This window comes from Streptomyces sp. NPDC022552 (assembly GCF_055561875.1).
The window spans coordinates 36,110-60,283 of the sequence record NZ_JBVHGJ010000016.1; the positions used below are offsets into that span (position 1 = coordinate 36,110).

The following is a 24,174-nucleotide window of genomic DNA, read 5'->3' on the forward strand; positions in this document are numbered from 1 at the left end:
GCGGCGACGTGACGACAGCAAGCACCCCCGCCGACGTGGTGCGGACCGAGAAGGTCCGCACCACGGACGGCGCGTCCCGCACCGGTACGACCCTCCAGTACCTCCGCTACGTGGCCGGGAAGCTGGGCGGCGCGGCCGTCTCGCTCTTCGCCGTCCTCGTCACCAGCTTCTTCCTGTTCCGGATCATCCCCGGTGACCCGGTCAAGGCGATGACCCACGGGATCCCCACCTCGGCCGAGCAGCTGGCGACGCTGCGCCGGCAGTTCGGGCTCGATCTGCCGCTGTGGCAGCAGTTCACCGACTACTGCGCCAAGGCGCTGAGCGGCGATCTCGGCACCTCGTACCAGTTCCACGCCCCGGTCGGCGATCTCATCGCGACGAAGCTGCCGGCGACGCTGCTGCTGACCGGTGTCGCCGTGGTGATCTACTCGGCGCTCGGCCTCTGGCTCGGCACCCGCTCCGCCTGGCACCACGGCGGGCTCGGCGACAAGGTGAGCACGGGTGTCGCGCTGACCCTGTGGTCCGTGCCCTCGTTCTGGCTCGGGCTGCTCCTGATCATCGTCTTCTCGGTCGGCATCGGGCCGATCCCCGGGCTCTTCCCCACCGGCGGCATGGAGTCGGGCGCGGGTGAGACCGGCTTCGCGTACGTCCTCGACGTCGCGCACCACATGGTGCTGCCGGTCGTCACCCTGGTGGCGGTGGGCTACGCGCAGACGCTGCTCGTCATGCGCTCCTCGCTGCTCGACGAGATGGGCAGCGACTATCTGACGACCGCGCGGGCGAAGGGCCTGCGCGACGACGTCGTACGGCGCCGGCACGCCGTACCGAACGCGCTGCTGCCGACCGTGACCATGGTCTTCATCAACCTCGGCCATGTGGCGGCTGGTTCGATCCTGGTGGAGACGGTGTTCTCCTGGCCGGGGCTCGGCGGGCTGTTCTACCAGGCGCTCAGCGTGCCCGATCTGCCACTGGTCCAGGGTCTGTTCGTGGTCTTCGCCGGCGCGATGATCGTGATGAACCTGATCGCCGATCTGCTCTATCCGCTGCTCGACCCCCGGGTGGGCCGATGACCTCCTCGTCACTCTCCTCTCTGGCCTGGGAACGCCGACGCGGTACGGTGTCCCGCTTCTGGAAGCAGTACCGCACCCACCGCGCCGGTCTCTACGGTCTCGCCGGACTCGCCCTGATCGCCCTGCTCGCGCTCGCCGCGCCGCTGATCGTCGGCGCTGACGTGCAGTCGGTGACGAACGCGCCGGGTACGGCCATGGAGTCGCCGAGCGCCGAATTCCCCCTCGGTACGGACCAGTTCGGGCGATCGCTGCTCGGCCTGCTGATCTGGGGCGCGCGGATCTCGCTGCTCGTCGGGCTGCTCGCGGCGGCGCTCTCGGTCGCCATCGGCACCCTCGTCGGGATCATCGCCGGGCACTACGGCGGCTGGTTCTCGACGGTCGTCATGCGCATCACGGACTGGTTCCTCGTCATGCCGGCCCTCGTCCTCGCGATCGTCCTCGCGACCGTGATGTCCCGGTCGATGTGGACGGTGATCCTCGCGATCGGTGTCACCAGCTGGCCGACCACGGCCCGGCTGGTGCGCGCCCAGACGATCGCGGTGGAGTCCCGCCCGTACATCGAGCGGGCCACGGCGCTCGGCGGCGGACACGGGCACATCATGAGCCGGCACGTGCTGCCCAACGTGATGCCGCTGGTGCTCGCCCAGACCACGCTCGGCATCTCCACCGCCATCCTCACCGAGGCGACGCTGGCCTTCCTGGGCCTCGGCGATCCGACGGTGGTCTCCTGGGGCGGCATGCTCCAGGACGCCCGCGAGGCGGGCGCGGTCTCGTCCGGCCACTGGTGGTACCTCGCCCCGCCCGGGATCGCGATCGCGCTGGTCGCGCTGGCCTTCACGCTGTGCGGGCGGGCCGTCGAGTCCGTACTGAACCCGAAGCTGGGGGTGGGGCGATGAGCCTGCTCGAGGTACGGAACCTGACGGTGACGTACGGGTCGGGGGCGTCCGCCGTCCCCGCCGTACGGGGCGTCGATCTCACCCTGGCCGCCGGGCAGAAGCTCGGGGTCGCGGGCGAGTCGGGGTGCGGGAAGTCGACGATGGCGCTGGCGCTGCTGCGCCTGCTGCCCGCGTCGGCGCGGCTGACGGGGCAGATCCTCCTCGACGGCGAGGACGTCCTCGCCATGAAGTGGGGGCGGCTGCGGGCCGTGCGCTGGGCGGGGGCCTCGATCGTCTTCCAGGGCGCGATGCACTCGCTCAACGCGGTGCAGCGGATCGGCGACCAGATCGCGGAGCCGCTGCTCGTGCACGGGCGGCCGACCCCGGCGGAGGCGCGGAAGCGGGTCGGGGAGCTCCTGGAGCACGTCGGCCTGCCGACGGCGCGGGCGGCGGCGTATCCGCACGAGCTGTCCGGCGGGCAGCGCCAGCGCGTGATGATCGCGATGGCGCTCGCCTGCGATCCGCGGCTGATCGTGGCCGACGAGCCGACGACCGCGCTCGATGTGATGATCCAGGCGCAGATCCTGCGGCTGATCGAGCGTCTGGTGGCCGACGACGGCATCAGTCTGCTGATGATCAGCCACGATCTGGCGGTCCTCGCCGACACCTGCGACCGGCTCGCGGTGATGTACGCGGGACGCGTGGTGGAGGAGGGCCCGGCGCGGGAGGTGTACGACGCGGCGGAGCATCCGTACGGGCGCGCCCTGTCCTCGGCCTTCCCGAGGATCGGCGACCCGGCGTCACGCCGGGCGCCGCGCGGGCTGCCGGGCGATCCGCCGGACCCGGCCGATCTGCCGGGCGGCTGCGCGTTCCACCCGCGCTGTCCGGCGGCGGTGGAGGTCTGCGGTGAGCAGGACCAGGAGTTGCGGGAGGCGGGCGCGGGTCGCCGCGCCGCCTGCGTACACGTAGGGAGTGGCTCATGAACCCGCTGACACCGGACGCCGCACCGACGGGCGCGGGAGCGAGCGCGGGGGCGTCGGTGGCTTCGCCGTCCCCGGCGGGCACGGCGGAGGCCGTCGGTCCGCTGCTGTCGGCGAGCGGGTTGCGCGTCACCTTCCCCGGGAGGCGGGGCGCTCCCCCCGCGCGGGCCGTGGACGGGGTGGATCTGGACATCGGTGCCGGGGAGATCGTGGCCCTGGTCGGCGAGTCGGGGTGCGGCAAGACCACGCTGGCGCGGTCGCTGCTCGGACTGGTGCCGCCGACGGCCGGCTCCGTCACCTTCGCCGGTGCGCCCCTCTCGTACACCTCACGCGCGCTCAAGGCGTACCGCAGGCGCGCCCAGCTGGTACTCCAGGACCCCAGCGGCTCGCTGAACCCCCGTCACACGGTGTACGACGCGGTGGCCGAGGGGCTGCGGATCCACGGGTACGAAGGTGACGAGCGGACGGCCGTCGCCCAAGCACTGTCCCGGGCGGGTCTGCGCCCGCCGGAGCGGTTCTTCCTGCGCTATCCGCACGAGCTCTCGGGCGGGCAGCGCCAGCGCGTCGTGATCGCGGGCGCGCTGGTCCTCCAGCCCGAGCTGATTGTCGCGGACGAGCCGGTGGCCTCGCTGGACGCGTCGGTACGGGGCGAGATCCTGGCGCTGCTGCTGCGGCTCCGCGACGAACTGGGGCTCTCGGCGCTGGTCGTGACGCACGACCTGGGTCTCGCATGGAACATCGCGGACCGGGTGGCGGTGATGTATCTGGGGCGGATCGTGGAGACCGGCACGGTGGAGTCCGTCCTGACCGCCCCTCAGCACCCGTACACCCGTGCTCTGTTGTCCGTGCTGCCGGAGTCCGAGGGGGCGCCGGTGGTGCTGACCGGTGAGCCGCCGGACCCGGCCCGGATCCCGTCCGGGTGCCGCTTCCACGCCCGCTGCCAGGTCCTCGCCTCGGGCGAGGCCTCGGCGGTCGCGGACCGCTGCCGGGGCGAGGACCTGCCGGTGCTCGGCGGCGGCGGTACGCGGGAGGTGGCCTGCCACTGGGTGGCCGGCGGCGCGAAGGCGGTCTGACGCGCGGCCGCCCCCGGGGGGGGTCAGCTCTTCTTGTCGTACGCCGCGGTGAGCTCACGGGCCTGCCGCACGTCCCCGGCCATCGCCGCGAGCAGGTCGTCCAGGGTGTCGAACTTGAGCATGCCGCGGACGTACGCCAGGAAGTCGACGGCCACGTGCAGGCCGTACAGGTCCAGGCCCTCGCGGTCGATGGCGTACGCCTCGACCGTCCGCTCCGTCCCGTCGAACTGGGGGTTCGTGCCGACCGAGATCGCGGCCGGCATGCGCTCCCCGGCGGCGGTCAGCCAGCCGGCGTACACGCCGTCCGCCGGGATCGCGGTGTGCGGCAGGGTCTCCACGTTGGCCGTGGGGAAGCCCAGCTCGCGGCCGCGCTGGGCGCCGCGGACGACGATGCCCTCAACGCGGTGGGGGCGTCCGAGGATCTCGGCTGCGCCCTCCACGTCGCCCTCGGCGACCAGCCGGCGGGTGAGCGTGGAGGAGAACGGCTCCCCGCCGCCCGCCGTGCCGCTCACGAAGAGGTCGATGACCTCGACCTCGTAGTCGTAGGTGGCGCCGAGCTCGGTGAGGTAGGCGACGTTGCCCGCGGCTCGGTGGCCGAAGCGGAAGTTCGGTCCCTCGACGACGGCCTTGGCGTGCAGCTTGTCGACGAGGACCTTCACGATGAAGTCCGCCGGGGAGAGCTGCGAGAAGTCGGCCGTGAACGGCAGGACGAGGACCGCGTCCACACCCAGCTCCGCCATCAGCTCTGCGCGGCGGGGGTGCGGGGCGAGCAGCGGGGGGTGGCTGCCGGGCCTTACGACCTCGGAGGGGTGCGGCTCGAAGGTGACGACGACCGAGGGCACGCCCAGCTCCCGGGCGCGCTCCACGGCCCTCCCGATGATCAGCTGGTGCCCGCGGTGCACCCCGTCGTAGGAGCCGATGGTGACGACGCTGCGCCCCCAGTCCTGGGGGATGTCCTCCAAGCCACGCCAGCGCTGCACTGTGACCGCTCCTCGTCCGCCTGTTCGCCGATTACGCCGGTCTAAGACTGCCATGCCCACGGCCTTCTCCTCGCATCGGCATGGACCTGCCGATGCTCTGGACCGTGCGGCGGGCGCCGGGGCCGACCACGACGGCCCACTCGTCGGGGGCGTCGGCGAGCCAGCGTGCCAGCTGGGTGGCGAACGCGGGTACTTCGCGGGCGAGCTCGACGAGCCTGCGGTCGCAGCAGGTCGCCCCTTCGGGCGTACGGACCAGGAGGAGGGCGCTGCGGTGGACGAGGTCGCGGGTGCGGACCTCGGGGCGCCGCTCGCAGCCGAGGGCGGCGGCCCGCAGCAGGGCGTCGAGCACGGCGAGGTCCCGTGCCGCGTACCGCTCGTGGTCGAGGAGTACGTCGAGGAGTTCGGTACGCAGCAGGCGGGAGGCGCCTGTGCCGGGCGCGGCGAGCACCGGGGCGAGGGCGCTGCGGACCTGGACGGGCCTGCCGCGCAGCAGGCCGGTGACCAGGGGGAAGAGGACGGCGCGGGCGGCGGGGCCGTGTTCGAGGCGGCGGTCGACGAAGGCGGCGGCGTGGCGGGCGCCGTCGGGGTGGTGGTCGACGTACGCGCCGACGAGTGCGGCGGCGCGCCGGGCGAGGGCGGGCGTGGTGACCTCGGCGAGCGCGCGGAGGGTCTCTCCGGCGCCCTCGCCGGGTCCGTGCAGCCGGGCCTGGAGGGCGGCGAGGACGGGTTCGGCGTGGGTGACGAGCGCGGCGGTGAGGGCGTCCGCGGGTACGCGCGGGTGGGTCAGGGCGCGGGGCAGATGGCGGGAGCGGGTGTGCGGGTCGCGGACGAGGAGGCCGAGGGCGGGGCCGTGCAGGGCGGCGTCGCCGGGGCGGGCGAGCAGGGCGAGGGCGGCGTAGCGGAGGAGTTCGCGGTCGGGGCCGGTCGTGACGTGCGGGGCGACCAGGCTGCCGTACGTCGCGGCCGCGGCGCGGCGCGCGGGCCGGCCGTCGTCGTGGGCCCAGCGGTCGACGGCCCGGCACACGGCCGAGGGTTCGTCCTCCGTGAGCGCGGTGAGCAGGCCGTCGGCGAGCGGGTGGGCGGTGGCGACGAGCGCTTCGCAGAGGTCGTCGACGGCCAGGTGCCGATGGGTGTGCAGCAGGGCCTGCGCGGCGGTGCCGACGGTGGCGTACGGGGCGGCGGCGAGGGCGCGTCGGTCCGCGAACCAGCGGCAGAGCAGTGGCTGTACGCCACGGGGCTCGGCGACGAGGCGTGCGGCGACGACGTCGAGGAACCGGGGCACGGTGGTGGCGCCCACGGGCGGGTCGGCCGGCACGAGCCGCCGCAGCAGGTCGATCCGCTCCCCGTCGCCGACCCGCAGTGCCTGCCAGAACGCGGGTCCGAAGACGGGGGCGGCCGCCGGTGCGGAGAGGTGGGCAGGCGGTGGGGGCGGGGTGGCTGGTGTGGAGAGATGGGCCGGGGGCCGGGCTTCCGGGGCGGGGCGCGGCTGGGGGATCCCCTCGCCGGCGAGGGGGGCGGGCCGGGGGCCGCCCAGGTGGTCGGCGAGCCGGCGGAGGACCGGGAGGTAGGGCCGGGGGTCCTGGAGCCGGAGCAGGGTCTGGGCGAGGAGCCGGGAGGCCCACCAGCCGGCGTCGGTGGTCGCCAGGCCGTCGGCGCGGAGCCGGTTCAGGGTCTCGGTCAGTCCGGTCAGACGGAGCCCGAGCGCGTCGGAGCCGTGTTCGCGGTCCATCAGGAGCAGGGCCTGGACGACGGGCCCGATGCGGTGCCGAGGTACGGGCAGGGGGCCCGGGGCCGGCTCCTCCGGTGAGGCCCCAGGCTGCGTGGAGGCGGGGGTGGTGGCTCCCGACCATGCTGCGGCGGGGGTGGTGGCCCCCGGCTGCGTGGGAACGGGGGTGGTGGCCTCCGGCCGCGTGGGGTCGGGCGCGGTGGCACCCGACAGTGCTGCGGCGGGGGTCGTGCCCTCCGACCGCGTCGGGCCGGGCGCAGAGACCCCCCACCGTGCCGGGGCGGGCGCAGAGACCTCCGACCACGTCGAGCCGGGCGCAGAGACCCCCGACGGTGCTGCGGCGGGGGTGGTGGCCCCGGGCCGTGTGGGGGCGGGCGTAGCGACCCCCGGCCGCGTCGGGCCGGGCGCGGTGGCCTCGGCGAGCGTGTGGAGGGCCTCGTCGACGTCCAGGTGGGCGCCCTGGATCCAGTCGGCGACCTCCTCGTGGCCGAGGCGGTAGCCGGAGCCTGCCGGGACGACGAGCCCCTCGGTCAGTACGGCGGAGGCCCAGCCGGTCCGCCACGGGAAGAGCTCCTCGAACGAGCCGCGGTCCAGTTCGCCCTGCCCGGGTCCGAGGCATCTGCGGGCCGCCTCGTGGACCTGCCCGGCGACCCGCGTGGCGAGCCGGCGCACGGCGGCGCCGCGCGGGACGGGGCGGGTACCGGCGGCGATCCGTACGGCGACCCGCAGACACATCAGGTCGAGGTGGGCGCCGAAGATCTCCTCCCGCCCGGGCCTCCCGGGCGCTCCCCCGGGCACGGCGTCCCGGACCTCGGCGAGCAGCCGCAGCGTGAGGGGATGCCGGGCGTCGTCGGCGGCGAGATCGCCGAGGTCGAGTCCGTACCGCGCGCGGGCACGCCTCGCCTCCTCCTCGGTGAGATCCCCGAGCGGTACGGCGCCGGGCACCGCCCCGGCTCCCGGCGCGGCGCCAGGCCTGTGCAGGGATTCGGGGGTGTAGTGCCGGAACGCCTGTTCCCAGTGCTCCGGGCGGCAGCCGAGCATCAGCCGGGCACCGTGGGCGCGGAGCCAGGTCTCGGTGCCCCTCGTCCAGGCGGGGAGGCGGTGCGCGAGGGCGGGAGGCATCTCCTCGGGGCCGTCGAGGACGATCAGCAGCGGCCGGCCGGCCGCGCGGGCGAGCGCCGCGGCGTGTTCGGGGGTGGCTCCCGTGGTGTCGCCGCGGGCGCCCGAGGCGGTGACGATACGGCCGGCCTGGCGCAGGACACGGGCCACGGCGTCGGCGGCCGAGGTGTCGTCGGCGCGCAGGTCGGCCCCGCGCAGCCAGACCGTGGGGGCGGGCTCGGCGCCGCCGGCCCGCTCGGCGCGGTGGGCGGCAAGCGCGGTCGTACGGCCGCTGCCGGGGGCGCCGACGAGGGCGAGGACCAGGGCGTCCGAGGCGGCGAAGGCGGTGAACTCACGTACGCAGTCGGCCCGTTCGACGGGCGCGGGCCGGGTCCCGGCCGGGTCCACGACTCCGGTGGAGGTGGCGGTGAGCTCCAGGACGGCCGCCAGGTTGAGCTCGGGTCCGTAGCAGGGCGCGGTCGCCGCGTTGCGCCTCAGCAGCTCGCCGAGCCGGCCGACGGGCGCGAGCCGCAGGGCGTAGCCGGCGGCCCGGTGGTCGCCGTGCAGGGCGGTGGCGAGGACGGCGAGGACGGCCCCGGTCTCCGGATCCACGACGGGCCCGCCCGTGGCCTGTCCGCCCAGCCGCAGGGCATCGGCGCCCTCGGTGCCGATGGCCAGCTCCCAGGCGTGGCCGGGAATCGGCCGGCGGCCGGCCGCCGGGTAGGTGACGGCCGCCGCGCCGAGGACCCGGGCCTCCCGCCAGCCGTGCGCCGCGATCCGTACGTACGTCCCGGCCTCGACCTCGGTCCGCGCCGAGACCGGCATCGGCCGGACGTCGAGCCCTTCGGTCCGTACGAGCGCGAGACCCGTCTCGGGCAGCGCGGTGACGGCGTCGGCCTCGGCGACGTACGTCCGGTCGCCGGGGGCGCGCAGGACGATCCGTACGAGCCCGTCGACGGCCTCGTGACTGGTGACGACCGTTCCCCGGTCGTCGGCCACGAAGCCGGTGCCACGCGGTCGGCCCGCCGGATCGCAGATCCGTACCAGCGTGCCGAGGTCCCCGCGTCCCATGGTGTCGACGGTAGGTCGGCGGTGATCACTCCGAGAACCACACAGGCCGAACGCGCCCCCCAGCGCTCCCCCGTTTCACTCCGAGCGCCTGCCCGAAGGGGTGAATACGCGGATCGGAGTGGATAGATACTCGCCCGGGGGATCGGGGGATCACCCGGGGGGAGTGTGGAGCGGGCACGCGCGCGTGCCCGCTCCACCGTGGTCCACCCCGACGGGTCAGCCGAAGACGGCGAGGCTCTTGGCCTTGCCCTTCTGGTCCTCCACGAGGGCGAGCAGCCGGTCCCCTGGCCCGAAGACCGCGACCGGTCCGGCCGGGTAGGACGGCATCTCCAGGCGGACGCCGTTCAGCAGCAGCCGGCCCCGCTTCTCGTCGACGTCCCAGCGCGGGAACGCCGCGGCGGCCGCCTCGGCGACCGGCATGACCGTCAGCTCCTCCTGGAGCTGATCGAGCGTCCGCGCCGAGTCGAGCTTGTACGGGCCGACCCGGGTCCGTCGCAGCGCGGTCAGATGACCGCCCACGCCGAGTCCGGCGCCCAGGTCGCGGGCGAGCGCCCGGATGTACGTACCGGAGGAGCAGACCACCGAGACGACGAGGTCCACGACGGGCGTGCCGTCCTCGGCGACGGCCTCGCGGACGTCGTACACCTGGAAGGACGAGACCGTGACCGGGCGTGCCGGGATCTCGAACTCCTCGCCGCCGCGCACGCGCGCGTACGACCGCTTGCCGTCGATCTTGATGGCGGAGACCTTCGACGGCACCTGCATGATGGCGCCGGTCAGCTCCGCCACGCCCGCGTCGATCCCCTCACGGGTCACCTTGGACGCGTCCACGGAGGCCGTGATCTCGCCCTCGGCGTCGTCGGTGATCGTCGTCTGGCCGAGGCGGATGGTGCCGAGGTACTCCTTCTCGGTCAGCGCGAGGTGACCGAGCAGCTTGGTCGCCCGCTCCACGCCGAGGACGAGGACGCCCGTCGCCATGGGGTCGAGCGTGCCCGCGTGGCCGACGCGTCGGGTCTTGGCGATCCCGCGCATCTTGGCCACGACGTCGTGCGAAGTGAAGCCCGACGGCTTGTCGACGATGACAAGGCCGTCGGGCGTCTTTGCGGTGCTCATCAGGCGGTGGTGCCCTCTTCGTCCTCGTCCTCGGGCTTGCGGTACGGGTCGGCCTCGCCGGCGTACTTCGCGCCCGAGGACGCCTCGCGCACCTTGGCGTCCGAGGCCCGCGCCTTGTCGAGGAGGTCCTCGATCGTCTTGGCGGTCTCCGGAAGGGCGTCCGCGACGAAGGTCAGCGTCGGCGTGAACTTCGTCCCGGCGGCGGCACCGACGGCGGAGCGCAGGATGCCCTTGGCGCTCTCCAGGCCGGCGGCCGCGCTGGCCCGCTCCTCGTCGTCGCCGTAGACCGTGTAGAAGACCGTGGCCTCCCGCAGGTCACCGGTGACGCGGGTGTCCGTGATGGTCACGTGCGTACCCAGGCGCGGGTCCTTGATGCCGCGCTGCAGCTTCTCGGCGACCACCTCCCGGATGAGGTCCGCCAGCTTCTTCGCCCGCGCGTTGTCGGCCACTGGTCCTTCTCCTTCTTTGCCTTGCTCATTCAGTCTTCATCAGTGTGGAGCCTGCGTCGCACCGACAGCAGCTCCACCTCGGGCCGGGCCGCGACCAGCCGCTCACAGCGGTCGAGCACGTCCGACACGAACCCCGGGTCCCCGGACACCAGCGCGACGCCCAGACGGGCCCTGCGATGGAGGTCCTGGTCGCCCACCTCGGCCGCGCTCACGGAGAACTTGCGCTGGAGCTCGGCGACGATGGGCCGGACGACGGAGCGTTTCTCCTTCAACGAATGAACGTCGCCGAGGAGCAGATCGAAGGACAGAGTCCCCACGTACATGTAGTGCCGGATGTCCCGCCGGTTCGGGTTCGGTGGCCTGCCACGCCGTCGCTTGGCAGGAACACCAGAACCGTACACGCAACGGCCGGGGCCGATCGACGGAATACTTTCCGCCGACCGGCCCCGACCTACCGCTGCACTCAGGCGCGCGGCTTCTCGCGCATCTCGTACGTCGCGATGACGTCGTCGATCTTGATGTCGTTGAAGTTTCCGAGGTTGATACCGCCCTCGAAGCCTTCGCGGATCTCGGTGACGTCGTCCTTGAAGCGGCGCAGACCGTGGATCGTGAGGTCCTCGGCGATGACCTTGCCGTCGCGGACGAGGCGCGCCTTGGTGTTGCGCTTGACCTCGCCGGAGCGGATGAGGACACCGGCGATGTTGCCCAGCTTGGACGAGCGGAAGACCTCGCGGATCTCCGCCGTACCGAGCTCGACCTCTTCGTACTCCGGCTTGAGGAGGCCCTTGAGCGCCGCCTCGATCTCCTCGATGGCCTGGTAGATCACCGAGTAGTACCGGACGTCGACACCCTCGCGCTCCGCCATCTGGGCCGCACGGCCGGCAGCCCGGACGTTGTAGCCGATGACGATGGCGTCGGAGCCCATGGCCAGGTCGATGTCGGACTCGGTGACCGCACCCACACCGCGGTGCAGGACACGGATGTCGACCTCTTCGCCGACGTCGAGCTGGAGCAGCGAGGACTCGAGAGCCTCGACCGCACCGGACGCGTCGCCCTTGATGATGAGGTTGAGTTCCTGGACCAGACCGGCCTTGAGCACCTTGTCGAGGTCCTCGAGGGACACCCGGCGGACGCGCTTGGCGAAGGCGGCGTTGCGCTCACGCGCAGCACGCTTCTCGGCGATCTGACGCGCCGTACGGTCCTCGTCGACGACCAGGAGGTTGTCGCCGGCACCCGGCACGTTGGTGAGACCGAGCACCAGGACGGGAGTCGACGGGGTCGCCTCCTCGACGTTGTTGCCCTTGTCGTCGAGCATCGCCCGGACACGGCCGTACGCGTCGCCGACCACCACGGTGTCGCCGATGCGCAGCGTTCCGCGCTGGACCAGGACGGTCGAGACGGCACCGCGACCGCGGTCGAGGTGGGACTCGATCGCAATACCCTGCGCGTCCTGGTTCGGGTTGGCCCGCAGGTCGAGCGAGGCGTCGGCGGTGAGGACGACGGCCTCCAGCAGGGAGTCGATGTGCAGACCCTGCTTGGCGGAGATGTCGACGAACATCGTGTCGCCGCCGTACTCCTCGGCCACCAGACCGAACTCGGTCAGCTGACCGCGGACCTTGGTCGGGTCGGCACCCTCGACGTCGATCTTGTTGACCGCGACGACGATCGGGACGCCGGCGGCCTTGGCGTGGTTGAGCGCCTCGATCGTCTGCGGCATGACGCCGTCGTTGGCCGCGACCACGAGGATCGCGATGTCGGTCGACTTCGCACCACGGGCACGCATGGCGGTGAACGCCTCGTGACCCGGGGTGTCGATGAAGGTGATGCGACGCTCTTCGCCGTTGACCTCGGTACCCACCTGGTAGGCACCGATGTGCTGGGTGATGCCACCGGCCTCGCCCGCGACGACGTTCGTCTTGCGGATCGCGTCGAGAAGTCGGGTCTTACCGTGGTCGACGTGACCCATGACGGTGACGACCGGCGGACGGGAGACCAGAGCCTCTTCGCCGCCCTCGTCCTCGCCGAACTCGATGTCGAAGGACTCGAGGAGCTCGCGGTCCTCCTCCTCCGGGGAGACGATCTGAACCGTGTAGTTCATCTCGTCGCCGAGCATCTGCAGCGTGTCGTCGGAGACGGACTGCGTGGCCGTCACCATCTCGCCGAGGTTCATCATCACCGCGACGAGCGACGCCGGGTTGGCGCCGATCTTCTCGGCGAAGTCGGTGAGGGAGGCACCGCGCGACAGGCGAATGGTCTCGCCGCCACCGCGGGGCAGCATCACGCCGCCGACCGACGGGGCCTGCATGGCCTCGTACTCCTGGCGCCTCTGACGCTTCGACTTGCGACCACGACGCGCGGGACCGCCGGGGCGACCGAAGGCGCCCTGCGTGCCACCACGGCCACCGGGGCCACCGGGACGGCCACCGAAGCCGCCGGGACGACCGCCGAAGCCGCCGCCACCGCCGCCGGGACCACCCGGACGACCGCCGCCGCCACCGGGACCACCGGGACGACCGGCGAAGCCGCCGCCGCCACCGCCGGGACCGGCCGGACGGCCGGCGAAGCCGCCGCCGCCACCGGGACGACCGCCGCCGCCACCCGGACGGCCACCGGGGCCACCGGGACCACGACCGCCGCCGGGGCCACCACCGGGACGCGGGCCGGCAGCGGGACGCTGCGGCATCATGCCCGGGTTCGGACGGTTACCGCCGGGCGCGCCGCCCGGACGGGGAGCCTGCGGACGAGGCATGCCACCGGGGGTCGGACGGGCGCCGCCCTGACCCTGGGGACGCGGGGCGCCACCGGGGCCGCCCTGCGGACGCGGGGCACCCGGAACGGCACCGCCGCCGGGACGGGGGGCACCGCCACCCGGACGGGGCGCCTGCGGGCGCGCCATTCCGGTGGAGCCACCCGAGGTGAAGGGGTTGTTGCCCGGACGCGGACCGGCCGGACGGGCACCGCCCGGACGCGGAGCGCCCTGGCCCTGCGGACGCGGGGCACCCTGGCCCTGCGGACGCGGCGCGCCCTGACCCGGACGAGCGGGACGCTCGCCGGCGGGACGGGGTCCCGGGGTCGCGCCACCGGGACGCTGACCGGCGGCGGGAGCCGACGGAGGCGCGGTGAACTCGGGCGCGGCCGGAGCCGGCGTGACCGGCTTGGGCGCGGGCTTCGGGCCCGGGCGGGGGCCCGAGGCGGCCGGAGCCGGAGAGGGGGTGCTGCTCGCCGGAGCCGCCGGGGTGACCGGGGCCGCAGGCGCGGCGGGGGCCGGCTTGGGGGCCGGGGCGCCGGGCTTCGGGGCAGCGGGACGTGCCGCGGCGGCCGGAGACGGCGCCGCGGGCTTCGAGGGGGCGGCCTTACGAGGCGCGCCAGGCTTCGCAGCGGTCTTGCCGGCGCCACCGCCGGGACCCTGCAACGCATCAGTCAACTTGCGCACGACCGGCGCCTCGATCGTCGAGGACGCCGAACGGACGAATTCACCGAGTTCTTGGAGCTTGGCCATGACGACCTTGCTCTCCACACCGAACTCCTTGGCGAGTTCGTATACCCGGACCTTAGCCACTTCGCTCCTTTTAGGTCCGGTTACCGCCGGACCGTCGCTACTTCATGGGCGTACTCATCGCGTACTCATCGAGTGCTCATCGCAATCTCGACCTACTTCCAACTCGCGAGGTACCTGACCGCACGGTTCTCCGTGCCGTACTTCTTCTTACTGGGTGAGCTGCTCCAGCCGACACCTGATTTCCGCCAGTTCGAGCGGCCCCTGGACCTTGAAGGCCCTCGGGAACGCCCGGCGACGGACCGCCAGGTCGAGACAGACCGAGGCGGGGTGCAGATACGCACCCCGGCCGGGCAGCGTACCGCGATGATCGGGGACACAAGCGCCCTCGACCGCCACGATGCGCAGCAGATCGCTCTTGGCCGCTCGCTCCCGGCATCCCACACAGGTTCGCTCAGGGCACGCGCGGGCATGCGTCCGGCCAGACACGGCTAAGTCTACCTCCCCGTACCGACCTCACCCGTTTGGGGCAAAATTCGAACGGTCGTTTGTCGTGATCTCGCCCTCACACCAGGTGAGGAGGGCGGGATCTCTCTATCCTTGCGGCCCTTGCGGGCCGCTCAGTCCCGGTCGCGCTGCTCGTCGGGCTCGGTGTCCGGACGGATGTCGATGCGCCAGCCGGTCAGGCGGGCGGCCAGGCGGGCGTTCTGGCCCTCCTTGCCGATCGCCAGCGACAGCTGGTAGTCCGGCACGGTCACCCGCGCGGAGCGGGCGGCCAGGTCGACGATCTCGACCTTGGAGACCCGGGCCGGGGAGAGCGCGCTGGCCACCATCTCGGCCGGGTCGTCCGACCAGTCGACGATGTCGATCTTCTCGCCGAGCAGCTCGGCCATGACATTGCGCACCCGGCTGCCCATGGGGCCGATGCAGGCGCCCTTGGCGTTCAGGCCCGAACGGGTGGACCGTACGGCGATCTTGGTGCGGTGACCGGCCTCACGGGCGATCGCCGCGATCTCGACGGAACCGTCGGCGATCTCGGGGACCTCCAGGGCGAACAGCTTCTTCACCAGATTGGGGTGGGTGCGCGAAAGGGTGACGGACGGACCGCGGACACCCTTGGCGACCCGGACCACGTACGTCCGCAGCCGCAGACCGTGCGTGTACTCCTCGCCCGGCACCTGCTCCTGCACCGGAAGGATGGCCTCGAGCTTGTCGTCCAGCTTGACGAGGACGTTCTTCGGGTCCTTGCCCTGCTGCACCATGCCGGCCACGATGTCGCCCTCACGGCGGGCGTACTCGCCGAAGGTGACGTCGTTCTCGGCGTCGCGGAGCCGCTGCTGGATGACCTGGCGGGCGGTGCTCGCGGCGATCCGGCCGAAGTCCGACGGGGTGTCGTCGAACTCCTTGGGCTCCTGGCCCTCCTCCAGCTCGGAGGGGTCTTCCTTGGCCCACACCGTCACGTGACCGGTCTGCCGGTTCAGCTCCACGCGCGCGTGGCGGCGGGCCGAGGGGGTGCGGTGGTATGCGATGAGGAGGGCCGACTCGATCGCCTCGACCAACAGGTCGAAGGAGATCTCCTTCTCTTGTGCCAAGCCCTTCAGGAGCTTCACGTCGATGTCCACGGCTACGCCTCCTCTTCCTTCTTGTCCTTGCGGTTGAACTCGATCTCGACACGCGCCTTGGCGACGTCCGCGAACTCGACCCGGCGGGCGGTGGGCTTGCGCCCCTTCACGCCCGGCACTTCGAGGTCGATGCCGTCCTCGTCCACGGCGAGGATCCGCGCGACGAGCTCCGCGCCGTCGTTCAGCTGCAGCTTGGCCAGGCGCCCGGTGGCGCGCACGTAGTGGCGGTGCTCGGTGAGCGGGCGCTCCGCGCCCGGGGTGCCGACCTCGAGGGTGTACTCCCCCTCGCCCATCGCGTCGGTCTCGTCCAGCTTCGCCGAGAGCGCGCGGCTCACATCGGCGACCTGGTCCAGGTCGGCGCCTTCGTCGGAGTCGACGACCACACGCAGCACCCGCTTGCGTCCCACGGAGGCCACCTCGAGCTCTTCGAGATCGAGTCCCTGCGAGGCGATGAGCGGCTCAAGGAGTGCTCGCAGCCTGTCGCTCTGGGTGGTGCTCATCCGGGTGACTCCTCGGCCGCGTGTGCTGTTGTGGGTTCGTCGCGTGTCAGACCAAAGGGTATCCGGTCGCGGGGGGTGTTGCCGTCCACGGGGCCGGGGGCCGCGGGTACGCTCGCCTGCGGTGATCTTCGATCCGGGCCGAGGGAGTGAATGTGGGGCGCACGGGGACCGTAGGCAGGCGCGCGCTCCTGGCTGCCGGCGCGGTGACACTGGCCGGCTGCACCTCGGAGGGCGGCGGCGGGCGGCCGAGGAAGCCCTCCGCGGCGGAACGGGCGGCACTGGCCGAGGCGGCGCTCCGCCGCAGGTCGGCGGCGACGAGCCGGGATCTGCTGGAACGTTACGACGCGGTGCTCACCGCGCATCCCCCGCTGGCCGGGCGCCTGGCCCCGCTGCGGGCGGCGGTGGCGGCCCATGTCGCCGCGCTGGCCGAGGGCGCGGCGAAGGACGCCCCTTCGGCGGACACCCGACCGGCGGACACGGGCGCCGAGCGGGCGACGAGCGGCACGGGGAGCGCTTCGGGGAGGGGCTCGGCGACCGGTTCGGCGAGCCCGGTCCCTTCGGGCTCCGGGGCACCGGCCTCCGGGGCACCGGCCTCGGGAGCGCCCGCCGTGGCCACCGAACCCGCGGTCGCCCTCAAGGAGCTGGCGACGGCCGCCCGGTCGACCGCCGACGCCCACGCGGCGACACTGCTCGACGCGCCGCCCGAGTACGCCCGGCTGCTCGCCTCCGTGGCGGCGGCCGGAGCGGTCCACGCGATTCTGCTGACCGAAGGAGGCCGGGCATGAGCGCCCTCGACGCGGCGCGCGCCGCCCTCGCCGCCGAGCACGCTGCGGTGTACGGGTACGGCGTCGTCGGCGGCCGGATCGGCGCCGAGCGGCGCGCGGAGGCCACGGCGGCGTACGAGGCGCACCGTGCCCGCCGCGACGGGCTGCGCAGGACCGTGCGGGACCTGGGCGGCGAACCGGTGGCCGCCGCGGCCGGCTACGAGCTGCCGTTCCCGGTACCGGACACGGCCGCCGCCGTACGTCTCGCCGCCGTCCTGGAGGACCGCCTGGCCGGGGTGTACTCCGATCTCGTACGGGCGGCGGAGGGGCCGCTGCGGCGGGACGCGGCCGCCGCGTTGCGGGAGGCGGCGGTACGGGCCGTTCGCTGGCGCGGCACCGACGTAACCTTTCCTGGGCTCGCCGAGCGGGCGTAGGCCCCTTTGACCAGAAGGAACAACGCACGTATGGGTTTCGAACCGCCGCAGCGACTGGTGCGGACGCTCGGCGAGACGTACGGGGACGCGGTCGCGGCCGAGTGGCTCGGGAAGCTGCCCGAGCTCGCGCGCAACGCCGTGGAGCACGCCTCCCTGGACGTCGAACGGGTGATGGCCCCCGGCGGGCGCAGCAGCCTGGTGGTGCTCGTACGGCAGGGGGACGGCTCCCCCGCCGCGCTGAAGCTCGCCCCGGAGGCCGCACGGCCCGATCTGGAGCGGGACGCGCTGGCGCACTGGAACGGCTGGGGCGCTGTGCGGCTGCTCGGCGCGCCCGAGGACGGTTCGCTGGTCCTGGAGCGGCTGCACCCCGAGGTGTCGGTGCGGTCCCTGCCGGAGGCGAAGGCACTCCTCGAGGCGGCGGGCACGGTACGGAAGCTGTGGGTGGAGCCGCCCGTGGGGCACGGCTTCGAGTCGGTGGCCGAGCGCACCGCCCGCCAGGCGACGGCGATGGAGTCCTACCGCGCCGACGCGGAGGCCGGTGCGCTGACCGCGGCCGCGCTCGACGCGCGCGCGGAGCTGGTCGCCGATTCCCCCGAGACGCTGCTCCTGCACGGGAACTTCCGCCAGGGCAAGGTGCTCGCCGGTGACCGCGCGCCCTGGCTGGCCGTCGGTCCCGAGCCGCTGGTCGGCGAGCGCGCCTACGACCTGGCGCGGCTGGTACGGGACCGGGTCGAGGACCTGGTGGGCGCCTCGGCCGGGGCGTCGGCGGCCCGTCGGCGGGTCAACAAGCTGGCGGATTCCCTGGAGGTGGACCGGGACCGGCTGCGCGGCTGGACCCTGTTCCGCGCCGTCGAGTCGGGGACCCGGGCGCTGACGGCGGGGCGGCGGCAGGACGCGGAGCTGCTGCTCGAGTTCGCGGGCTGGCTGTAGGGGAATAACCTTGCTGTAACGCTCGGCTCGGAGCTCAGGGGGCCGTCATGGTCGAGGAGCTGTTGGCAGCGGCGGCGGCGACCGGCGTAGCGGTCGTGGTCTACGTAGGCGCGGCCGCGCGCGTGGTGAAGCAGTACGAACGAGGTGTGGTCTTCCGCTTCGGGCGGCTCGTGAGCCAGGTCCGGCAGCCGGGATTCACGATGATCGTGCCGGTGGTCGACCGGCTGCACAAGGTGAACCTCCAGATCGTGACGCTGCCCGTGCCGGCGCAGGAGGGCATCACCCGGGACAACGTGACGGTGCGGGTGGACGCGGTCGTGTACTTCAAGGTGGTCGACGCGGCGGACGCGCTGGTGCGGGTGGAGGACTACCGGTTCGCGGTCTCGCAGATGGCGCAGACGTCGCTGCGGTCGATCATCGGCAAGAGCGATCTGGACGACCTGCTGTCGAACCGCGAGAAGCTCAACCAGGGTCTGGAGCTGATGCTCGACAGTCCGGCGATGGGTTGGGGTGTCGCGATCGACCGGGTCGAGATCAAGGACGTCTCGCTGCCGGAGACGATGAAGCGCTCGATGGCCCGGCAGGCGGAGGCGGACCGGGAGCGGCGGGCGCGGGTGATCAACGCGGACGCGGAGCTCCAGGCATCGAAGAAGCTGGCGGAGGCCGCGGAGGTGATGTCGGCGCAGCCGGCGGCGCTTCAGCTGAGGCTGCTGCAGACGGTGATGGCGGTGTCGGCGGAGAAGAACTCGACGCTGGTCCTGCCGATCCCAGTGGAGCTGCTGAGGTTCCTGGAGCGGGCGACGCCGCCGCAGGCCGGCGCGGCGCCGTCGGATGCGGCCGAAGGCACGGCCCCTGTGCCGGTGGCGCCGCCGGAGATGTTCCAGGACCCGCTGCCGGAGCTGACGTCGGAGCCGGAGGCGGTGGAGGGGCCGGAGCCTCGGTCGACGACGGACCTTCCGGACCTGGCGGACCTCCCGCCGCTCCCGGACGACACGCTGGCGGGCCCGCCGGCGGACCCGGCACCGCGCGACGAAGCGGCGTAGCGGTCGGGGTGGTGGGCAATCGTTCCGTGGGGCGGAACGATTGCCCACAACGGGGGCGGGCGCCGCCCGGGTGGGCGGGGCCCGCCACGCGGCGGCGGGGCCTACGCGGTCAGGCGGGCGATCGCCTCTGCCACCGGGAGCTCTTCGCGTTCGCCCGTGCGGCGGTCCTTCAGCTCCAGGACGCCCTCCGCCGAGCGGCGGCCTGCGACCAGGATCTTCGGGACGCCGATCAGCTCCGCGTCGGTGAACTTCACGCCCGGGGAGACGCCCGCGCGGTCGTCGACCAGGACCCGGAGGCCCGCGGCGCGCAGCTGCTCCGAGACGTCCAGGGCCAGCTCCGTCTGGAGCGCCTTGCCCGCCGCCACGACGTGGACGTCCGCCGGGGCGACCTCGGCGGGCCAGCACAGGCCCTTGTCGTCGGCCGACTGCTCGGCGAGAGCGGCGACCGCGCGCGAGACGCCGATGCCGTACGAGCCCATGGTCACGCGGACCGGCTTGCCGTTCTGGCCGAGGACGTCGAGCTTGAGGGCGTCGGCGTACTTGCGGCCCAGCTGGAAGATGTGGCCGATCTCGATCGCGCGGTCCAGCTTCAGGCCGGTGCCGCACTTGGGGCACGGGTCGCCCTCCTGCACGACGACGACGTCGACGTACTCGGAGACCTCGAAGTCACGCCCCGCGACGACGTTCTTCGCGTGCATGCCCTCCTTGTTGGCGCCCGTGATCCACGCCGTGCCCGGGGCGACGCGCGGGTCGGCGATGTACGTGACCTTCTCCAGGCCCTGCGGGCCGACGTAGCCGCGTACGAGGTCCGCGCGCTCGGCGAAGTCGGCCTCGGTGACCATCTCGACGACGGCCGGGGCGAAGTGCTCCTCGACCTTGCCCATGTCGACCTCACGGTCGCCGGGCACGCCCACGGCCACGATCTCGCCGTCGACCTTCACCAGCAGGTTCTTGAGCGTGGCGGAGGCCGGGACACCGAGGGAGGCGGCCAGGGTCTCGATGGTCGGGGTGTCGGGGGTGGGGATCTCCTCGGCGGCGGCGACGGCGGAGCCGTCGACCGGCTGGAGCTCGTAGGAGATCGCCTCGGTGTTCGCGGCGAAGTCGCAGTTCGGGCAGTCGGCGAAGGTGTCCTCGCCGGCCTCGGCCGGGGCGAGGAACTCCTCGGACTTCGAGCCGCCCATGGCGCCGGCGGTGGCGGCCACGATGCGGTAGTCGAGACCGAGACGCTCGAAGACGCGCTTGTAGGCCTCGCGGTGCAGGGCGTAGGACTGGGCGAGGCCCTCGTCCTCCGTGTCGAAGGAGTACGAGTCCTTCATCAGGAACTCGCGGCCGCGCAGGATGCCGGCCCGCGGACGGGCCTCGTCGCGGAACTTCGTCTGGATCTGGTACAGGATGACCGGCAGGTCCTTGTAGGACGAGCACTGGTCCTTCACCAGGAGGGTGAAGATCTCCTCGTGGGTCGGGCCGAGGAGGTAGTCGCCGCCCCTGCGGTCCTGGAGGCGGAAGAGCTCGGCGCCGTACTCGTCCCAGCGGCCGGTCGCCTCGTAGGGCTCACGCGGCAGCAGGGCGGGCAGCGAGACCTCCTGGGCGCCGATGGCGTCCATCTCCTCGCGCACGATGCGCTCGACGTTGGCGAGGACCTTCTTGCCGAGCGGCAGCCAGCTCCAGATGCCGGCGGCGGTACGGCGCACGTAGCCGGCGCGGACGAGGAGCTTGTGGCTGAGGACCTCGGCGTCGGCCGGGTCGTCGCGCAGCGTCTTCGCCATCAACTGGGACATGCGCTGGACCGGTGCGTTGGCCATGGTTCTCGTACTCCTGCCGGGTAAGGGTGATGGCTAGGAGGTTAGCCGGGCGGCCCGCGCGGGTGGAAATCAGTAACTCAGTTCCGGCGCGGGAGCGGTAGCGGGGCGCCCATCACGGCGTACGGACGGGGGGCGCTGGGGAAGTGGACCCGCCGGGCGAGGTCGACGTACCCGAGGGAGCGGTACAGCCCGCGGGCCGGGCTCTCGGTGTCGATCGCGGAGAGGATCGAGCGCGGCAGCTTCGACTGGTCGGTGATGGTGGTGATGAGCTCCCGGCCCACGCCCCGCCCCTGATGGTCGGGGTGGACGTGGAGTTCGGTGATCACGAAGGAGTCGTCGAGCCACTCGACGGTGCCGTTGGAGCGGAGGTACGGCTCCACGACGCCGGACCACCAGTGGGTCCGGTCGTTGGGCATCCCGTACACGAACCCCACCAGCCGCCCGGACGCGGTGGTCGCTCCGTACGCGCGGGCGCCCGGGTTGAGCAGATGGCGCAGCACGATGTGGCGGCGTACGACGATCTCGTCCTCGCTCAGTCCGAAGGCGATGGCCTGTACGGCGAGGGCGTCGTCGACACGTGCGGCGAGGTCGACCGGTCCGATCGTGACGTCAGCGTCATCCATGCGCCGCACCTTACAAGTGCCTCAGAAGAGCACGCTCATGAAGGAGCCGACCTCGCGGAAGCCGACGCGGCGGTACGCGGCTCTGGCCGGGGTGTTGTAGTCGTTGACGTAGAGGCTGACGACGGGGGCGACGTCGGCGAGGGCGAAGCGCAGCACGGCGGCCATGCCGGTCTCGGAGAGGCCGCGGCCCCGGTACTCGGGGGCGACCCAGACGCCCTGGATCTGGCAGGCCTGGCGGGTGGCCGCGCCGATCTCCGCCTTGAAGACGACCCTGCCGTCCTCGATCCGGGCGAAGGAGCGGCCCGTGCCGACGAGTTCGGCGACGCGGGCCTGGTAGAGCAGTCCGCCGTCGCCGGCCATCGGCGAGATGCCGACCTCCTCGGTGAACATCGCCACGCACGCGGGCATGATCACTTCCATCTCGTCCTTGCGGATGCGGCGGACGAGCGGGTCGGGATCGACGGTGGCGGAGGGCCCTTCGGTGACCATGAGCGGCTGGTTGCCACGGACGTCCCTCGCGGGGCCCCAGCTCGGCTCCAGGAGGCTCCAGAGCTGGGCGGTGGGCTCGGCGGGGCCGACGATGGACGAGCAGCGGCGGCCGGTCCTGCGGGCGCGGTCGGCGAAGGCACGGACGGCTTCGGGAGTGGCGCAGATGGGGACGAGGTTGGCGCCGGAGTAGCACAGGGAGCGCAGTCGTCCGTCGGTGTACCAGCCCCACATCTCGCCGCCGAGGCGCCAGGGGTCGAGCCCGGCGGCCTGAACGCGGGCGGTCACGAAGGCGTTCTCGACGGGGGCGCTCTCGAGGACGGCGAGCGCGGCTCCGAGGTCGGCGGGTTCGAGGACCCGGGTGGTGGTCTGCGTCAACACGAGGGGGCCTCACCATGCGGTCTGCTGATTCTCCGCACTGTACCTGGCGCGTCGAGGAGGTGGCGGGCGAGTGAGCCGGGAGCCTGCCGGCCGCCCGGGAGCCCCGTGCCCGCTCCCCTACCCGTCGGCGGAGCGTGCCCGCCTCCGGCGGCGCAGCGGGCCCGTCGCCCACATCGTCGGTCCGACGAGGGAGACGAGCAGCGCCCCTCCGACGAGCGTGGGTACGGCAGCGACGAGGAGGGAGTGCGGCAGCATCTCTCCCATGTCGCGGGCTCGTCGCCCAATCGTGTTCCCACCCGATGCCATGAACGTCACGACGCCGACGGGGAGCGATCAGTTCCGGAGGACGGCAGGAGGCCCCGGCGCGGGTGGCGCCGAGGCCTCGTGGTGTCCGTGCGTAGGGCTCAGACGCCGATGGCGACCGTCGGCTCGCCCGACATCACGCCGTCCTTCTCCATCTGCTCGGCGATCTTCAGCGCCTCCTCGATGAGGGTCTCGACGATCTTCGACTCGGGAACTGTCTTGATGACCTCGCCCTTGACGAAGATCTGCCCCTTGCCGTTGCCGGAGGCGACGCCCAGGTCGGCCTCGCGGGCCTCGCCGGGGCCGTTGACGACGCAGCCCATGACGGCGACGCGCAGCGGGACCTCCATGCCCTCCAGGCCGGCCGTGACCTCTTCGGCGAGCTTGTAGACGTCGACCTGGGCGCGGCCGCAGGACGGGCAGGAGACGATCTCCAGGCGGCGCGGCTTGAGGTTCAGCGACTCCAGGATCTGGTTGCCGACCTTGACCTCCTCGACCGGCGGCGCGGAGAGCGAGACGCGGATGGTGTCGCCGATGCCCTCGGAGAGCAGCGCGCCGAAGGCGACCGCGGACTTGATGGTGCCCTGGAAGGCCGGACCGGCCTCGGTGACACCGAGGTGCAGCGGGTAGTCACAGGCGGCGGCCAGCTGGCGGTAGGCGTTGACCATGACGACCGGGTCGTTGTGCTTGACCGAGATCTTGATGTCGCCGAAGCCGTGCTCCTCGAAGAGGGAGGCCTCCCACAGCGCGGACTCGACCAGCGCCTCGGGGGTGGCCTTGCCGTACTTCTTCAGCAGCCGGGCGTCGAGCGAGCCCGCGTTGACGCCGATCCGGATCGGGGTGCCCGCGGCCTTGGCGGCGTGCGCGATCTCCTTGACCTTGTCGTCGAACTGCTTGATGTTGCCCGGGTTGACGCGGACGGCCGCGCAGCCGGCGTCGATGGCCGCGAAGACGTACTTCGGCTGGAAGTGGATGTCGGCGATCACCGGGATCTGCGACTTCTTCGCGATCGTGGCGAGCGCGTCGGCGTCGTCCTGCGTGGGGCAGGCGACCCGGACGATCTGGCAGCCGGAGGCCGTCAGCTCGGCGATCTGCTGGAGCGTGGCGCCGATGTCGGACGTACGGGTCGTCGTCATCGACTGCACCGAGACGGGCGCGTCCCCGCCCACCGCGACCGATCCGACCTGGATCTGGCGGCTCTTGCGCCGCTCGGCGAGCCGGGTCGGAACGGACGGGATACCGAGAGAAATCGCGGTCATCAGCTGTACAACCCCAAGGTGTGGTTCATCGGGCTCAGGTCTTCGAGATTACCGCCCCGGGCGCGAGTGGCCGGACACCCAGGGGGTCCGGCCACC

22 protein-coding genes are annotated in these 24,174 nt (G+C 72.9%); 8 read left to right on the plus strand and 14 right to left on the minus strand.

The genetic code is table 11. The features are described from left to right. The first annotated feature begins 8 nt into the window (after positions 1-8). From ACZ3OF_RS30840 to ACZ3OF_RS30855, 4 genes are read left to right on the plus strand one after another with little or no spacing between them, the layout of a single operon-like run. Positions 9-1,070 carry an ABC transporter permease gene (locus ACZ3OF_RS30840; RefSeq protein WP_467308052.1) on the plus strand — a complete coding sequence of 354 codons (1,062 nt, stop codon included), beginning with the start codon at positions 9-11 and terminating at the stop codon, positions 1,068-1,070. Then, the gene (locus ACZ3OF_RS30845; RefSeq protein ID WP_361681263.1) at positions 1,067-1,966 is read left to right on the plus strand and encodes an ABC transporter permease; all 900 of its coding nucleotides are present in this window, start codon (positions 1,067-1,069) and stop codon (positions 1,964-1,966) included. The genes ACZ3OF_RS30840 and ACZ3OF_RS30845 overlap by 4 nt, the downstream gene beginning before the upstream one ends. Beyond that, positions 1,963-2,928 carry an ABC transporter ATP-binding protein gene (locus ACZ3OF_RS30850; protein ID WP_361434411.1) on the plus strand — a complete coding sequence of 322 codons (966 nt, stop codon included), beginning with the start codon at positions 1,963-1,965 and terminating at the stop codon, positions 2,926-2,928. The genes ACZ3OF_RS30845 and ACZ3OF_RS30850 overlap by 4 nt, the downstream gene beginning before the upstream one ends. Beyond that, on the plus strand, positions 2,925-3,998 hold the full coding sequence (locus ACZ3OF_RS30855; protein ID WP_467308055.1) for an ABC transporter ATP-binding protein: 1,074 nt from the start codon (positions 2,925-2,927) through the stop codon (positions 3,996-3,998). Before ACZ3OF_RS30850 ends, ACZ3OF_RS30855 begins: the two co-directional genes overlap by 4 nt. Positions 3,999-4,021: 23 nt before the next feature. Here the strand turns inward: ACZ3OF_RS30855 and ACZ3OF_RS30860 are convergent, their stop codons facing one another. The 9 genes from ACZ3OF_RS30860 to rimP form a co-directional block, all read right to left on the minus strand. Beyond that, positions 4,022-4,978 carry a bifunctional riboflavin kinase/FAD synthetase gene (locus ACZ3OF_RS30860; protein ID WP_361681273.1) on the minus strand — a complete coding sequence of 319 codons (957 nt, stop codon included), beginning with the start codon at positions 4,976-4,978 and terminating at the stop codon, positions 4,022-4,024. Positions 4,979-5,009: 31 nt separating this feature from the next. Continuing rightward, positions 5,010-8,873: a trypsin-like peptidase domain-containing protein gene (locus ACZ3OF_RS30865; RefSeq protein WP_467308058.1), complete on the minus strand. Its 3,864-nt coding sequence runs from the start codon at positions 8,871-8,873 to the stop codon at positions 5,010-5,012. A gap of 216 nt (positions 8,874-9,089) precedes the next feature. Then, a complete protein-coding gene (gene truB / locus ACZ3OF_RS30870) occupies positions 9,090-9,986 on the minus strand; it encodes a tRNA pseudouridine(55) synthase TruB (RefSeq protein ID WP_389574072.1) in 897 nt (298 codons plus the stop codon). Further along, positions 9,986-10,435, minus strand: a complete 450-nt coding sequence (gene rbfA / locus ACZ3OF_RS30875; RefSeq protein WP_361434416.1) for a 30S ribosome-binding factor RbfA — start codon at positions 10,433-10,435, stop codon at positions 9,986-9,988. Before rbfA ends, truB begins: the two co-directional genes overlap by 1 nt. A gap of 29 nt (positions 10,436-10,464) precedes the next feature. Then, positions 10,465-10,758: a DUF503 domain-containing protein gene (locus tag ACZ3OF_RS30880; protein WP_019889861.1), complete on the minus strand. Its 294-nt coding sequence runs from the start codon at positions 10,756-10,758 to the stop codon at positions 10,465-10,467. A gap of 140 nt (positions 10,759-10,898) precedes the next feature. Continuing rightward, complete coding sequence (gene infB, locus ACZ3OF_RS30885; RefSeq protein WP_361682159.1) at positions 10,899-13,994, minus strand: translation initiation factor IF-2; 3,096 nt, start codon at positions 13,992-13,994, stop codon at positions 10,899-10,901. A gap of 147 nt (positions 13,995-14,141) precedes the next feature. Beyond that, complete coding sequence (locus ACZ3OF_RS30890) at positions 14,142-14,420, minus strand: YlxR family protein (RefSeq protein WP_352191528.1); 279 nt, start codon at positions 14,418-14,420, stop codon at positions 14,142-14,144. A gap of 131 nt (positions 14,421-14,551) precedes the next feature. Continuing rightward, on the minus strand, positions 14,552-15,553 hold the full coding sequence (gene nusA, locus ACZ3OF_RS30895) for a transcription termination factor NusA (RefSeq protein WP_361682162.1): 1,002 nt from the start codon (positions 15,551-15,553) through the stop codon (positions 14,552-14,554). A gap of 2 nt (positions 15,554-15,555) precedes the next feature. Beyond that, positions 15,556-16,053 (minus strand): ribosome maturation factor RimP, encoded by a 498-nt coding sequence (gene rimP / locus ACZ3OF_RS30900; protein ID WP_361434419.1) that lies wholly within the window; start codon positions 16,051-16,053, stop codon positions 15,556-15,558. A gap of 152 nt (positions 16,054-16,205) precedes the next feature. On the opposite strand from rimP, the gene ACZ3OF_RS30905 reads away from it, so the two are divergent. From ACZ3OF_RS30905 to ACZ3OF_RS30920, 4 genes are read left to right on the plus strand one after another with little or no spacing between them, the layout of a single operon-like run. Then, positions 16,206-16,838: a hypothetical protein gene (locus tag ACZ3OF_RS30905; RefSeq protein WP_467308064.1), complete on the plus strand. Its 633-nt coding sequence runs from the start codon at positions 16,206-16,208 to the stop codon at positions 16,836-16,838. Further along, positions 16,835-17,251: a ferritin-like domain-containing protein gene (locus tag ACZ3OF_RS30910; protein WP_361682168.1), complete on the plus strand. Its 417-nt coding sequence runs from the start codon at positions 16,835-16,837 to the stop codon at positions 17,249-17,251. The genes ACZ3OF_RS30905 and ACZ3OF_RS30910 overlap by 4 nt, the downstream gene beginning before the upstream one ends. A gap of 30 nt (positions 17,252-17,281) precedes the next feature. After that, entirely contained in the window at positions 17,282-18,181 is a 900-nt protein-coding gene (locus tag ACZ3OF_RS30915) for an aminoglycoside phosphotransferase family protein (RefSeq protein WP_361682171.1), read from the plus strand. Between the two features lie 47 nt (positions 18,182-18,228). Then, a complete protein-coding gene (locus ACZ3OF_RS30920) occupies positions 18,229-19,224 on the plus strand; it encodes a slipin family protein (protein WP_467308068.1) in 996 nt (331 codons plus the stop codon). Positions 19,225-19,325: 101 nt separating this feature from the next. Here ACZ3OF_RS30920 and ACZ3OF_RS30925 read toward each other — a convergent pair whose 3' ends face one another. The 5 genes from ACZ3OF_RS30925 to ispG form a co-directional block, all read right to left on the minus strand. Then, positions 19,326-21,026, minus strand: coding sequence for a proline--tRNA ligase (locus ACZ3OF_RS30925; protein ID WP_361678847.1), 1,701 nt, complete (start codon positions 21,024-21,026; stop codon positions 19,326-19,328). 77 nt (positions 21,027-21,103) lie between these two features. Continuing rightward, positions 21,104-21,649: a GNAT family N-acetyltransferase gene (locus tag ACZ3OF_RS30930; protein WP_361678850.1), complete on the minus strand. Its 546-nt coding sequence runs from the start codon at positions 21,647-21,649 to the stop codon at positions 21,104-21,106. Positions 21,650-21,670: 21 nt separating this feature from the next. After that, entirely contained in the window at positions 21,671-22,516 is an 846-nt protein-coding gene (locus tag ACZ3OF_RS30935; protein ID WP_361678853.1) for a GNAT family N-acetyltransferase, read from the minus strand. Between the two features lie 117 nt (positions 22,517-22,633). After that, on the minus strand, positions 22,634-22,780 hold the full coding sequence (locus ACZ3OF_RS30940) for a hypothetical protein (RefSeq protein ID WP_467308072.1): 147 nt from the start codon (positions 22,778-22,780) through the stop codon (positions 22,634-22,636). 140 nt (positions 22,781-22,920) lie between these two features. After that, positions 22,921-24,078, minus strand: coding sequence for a flavodoxin-dependent (E)-4-hydroxy-3-methylbut-2-enyl-diphosphate synthase (ispG, locus tag ACZ3OF_RS30945; protein ID WP_361434427.1), 1,158 nt, complete (start codon positions 24,076-24,078; stop codon positions 22,921-22,923). Positions 24,079-24,174 lie beyond the last annotated feature (96 nt).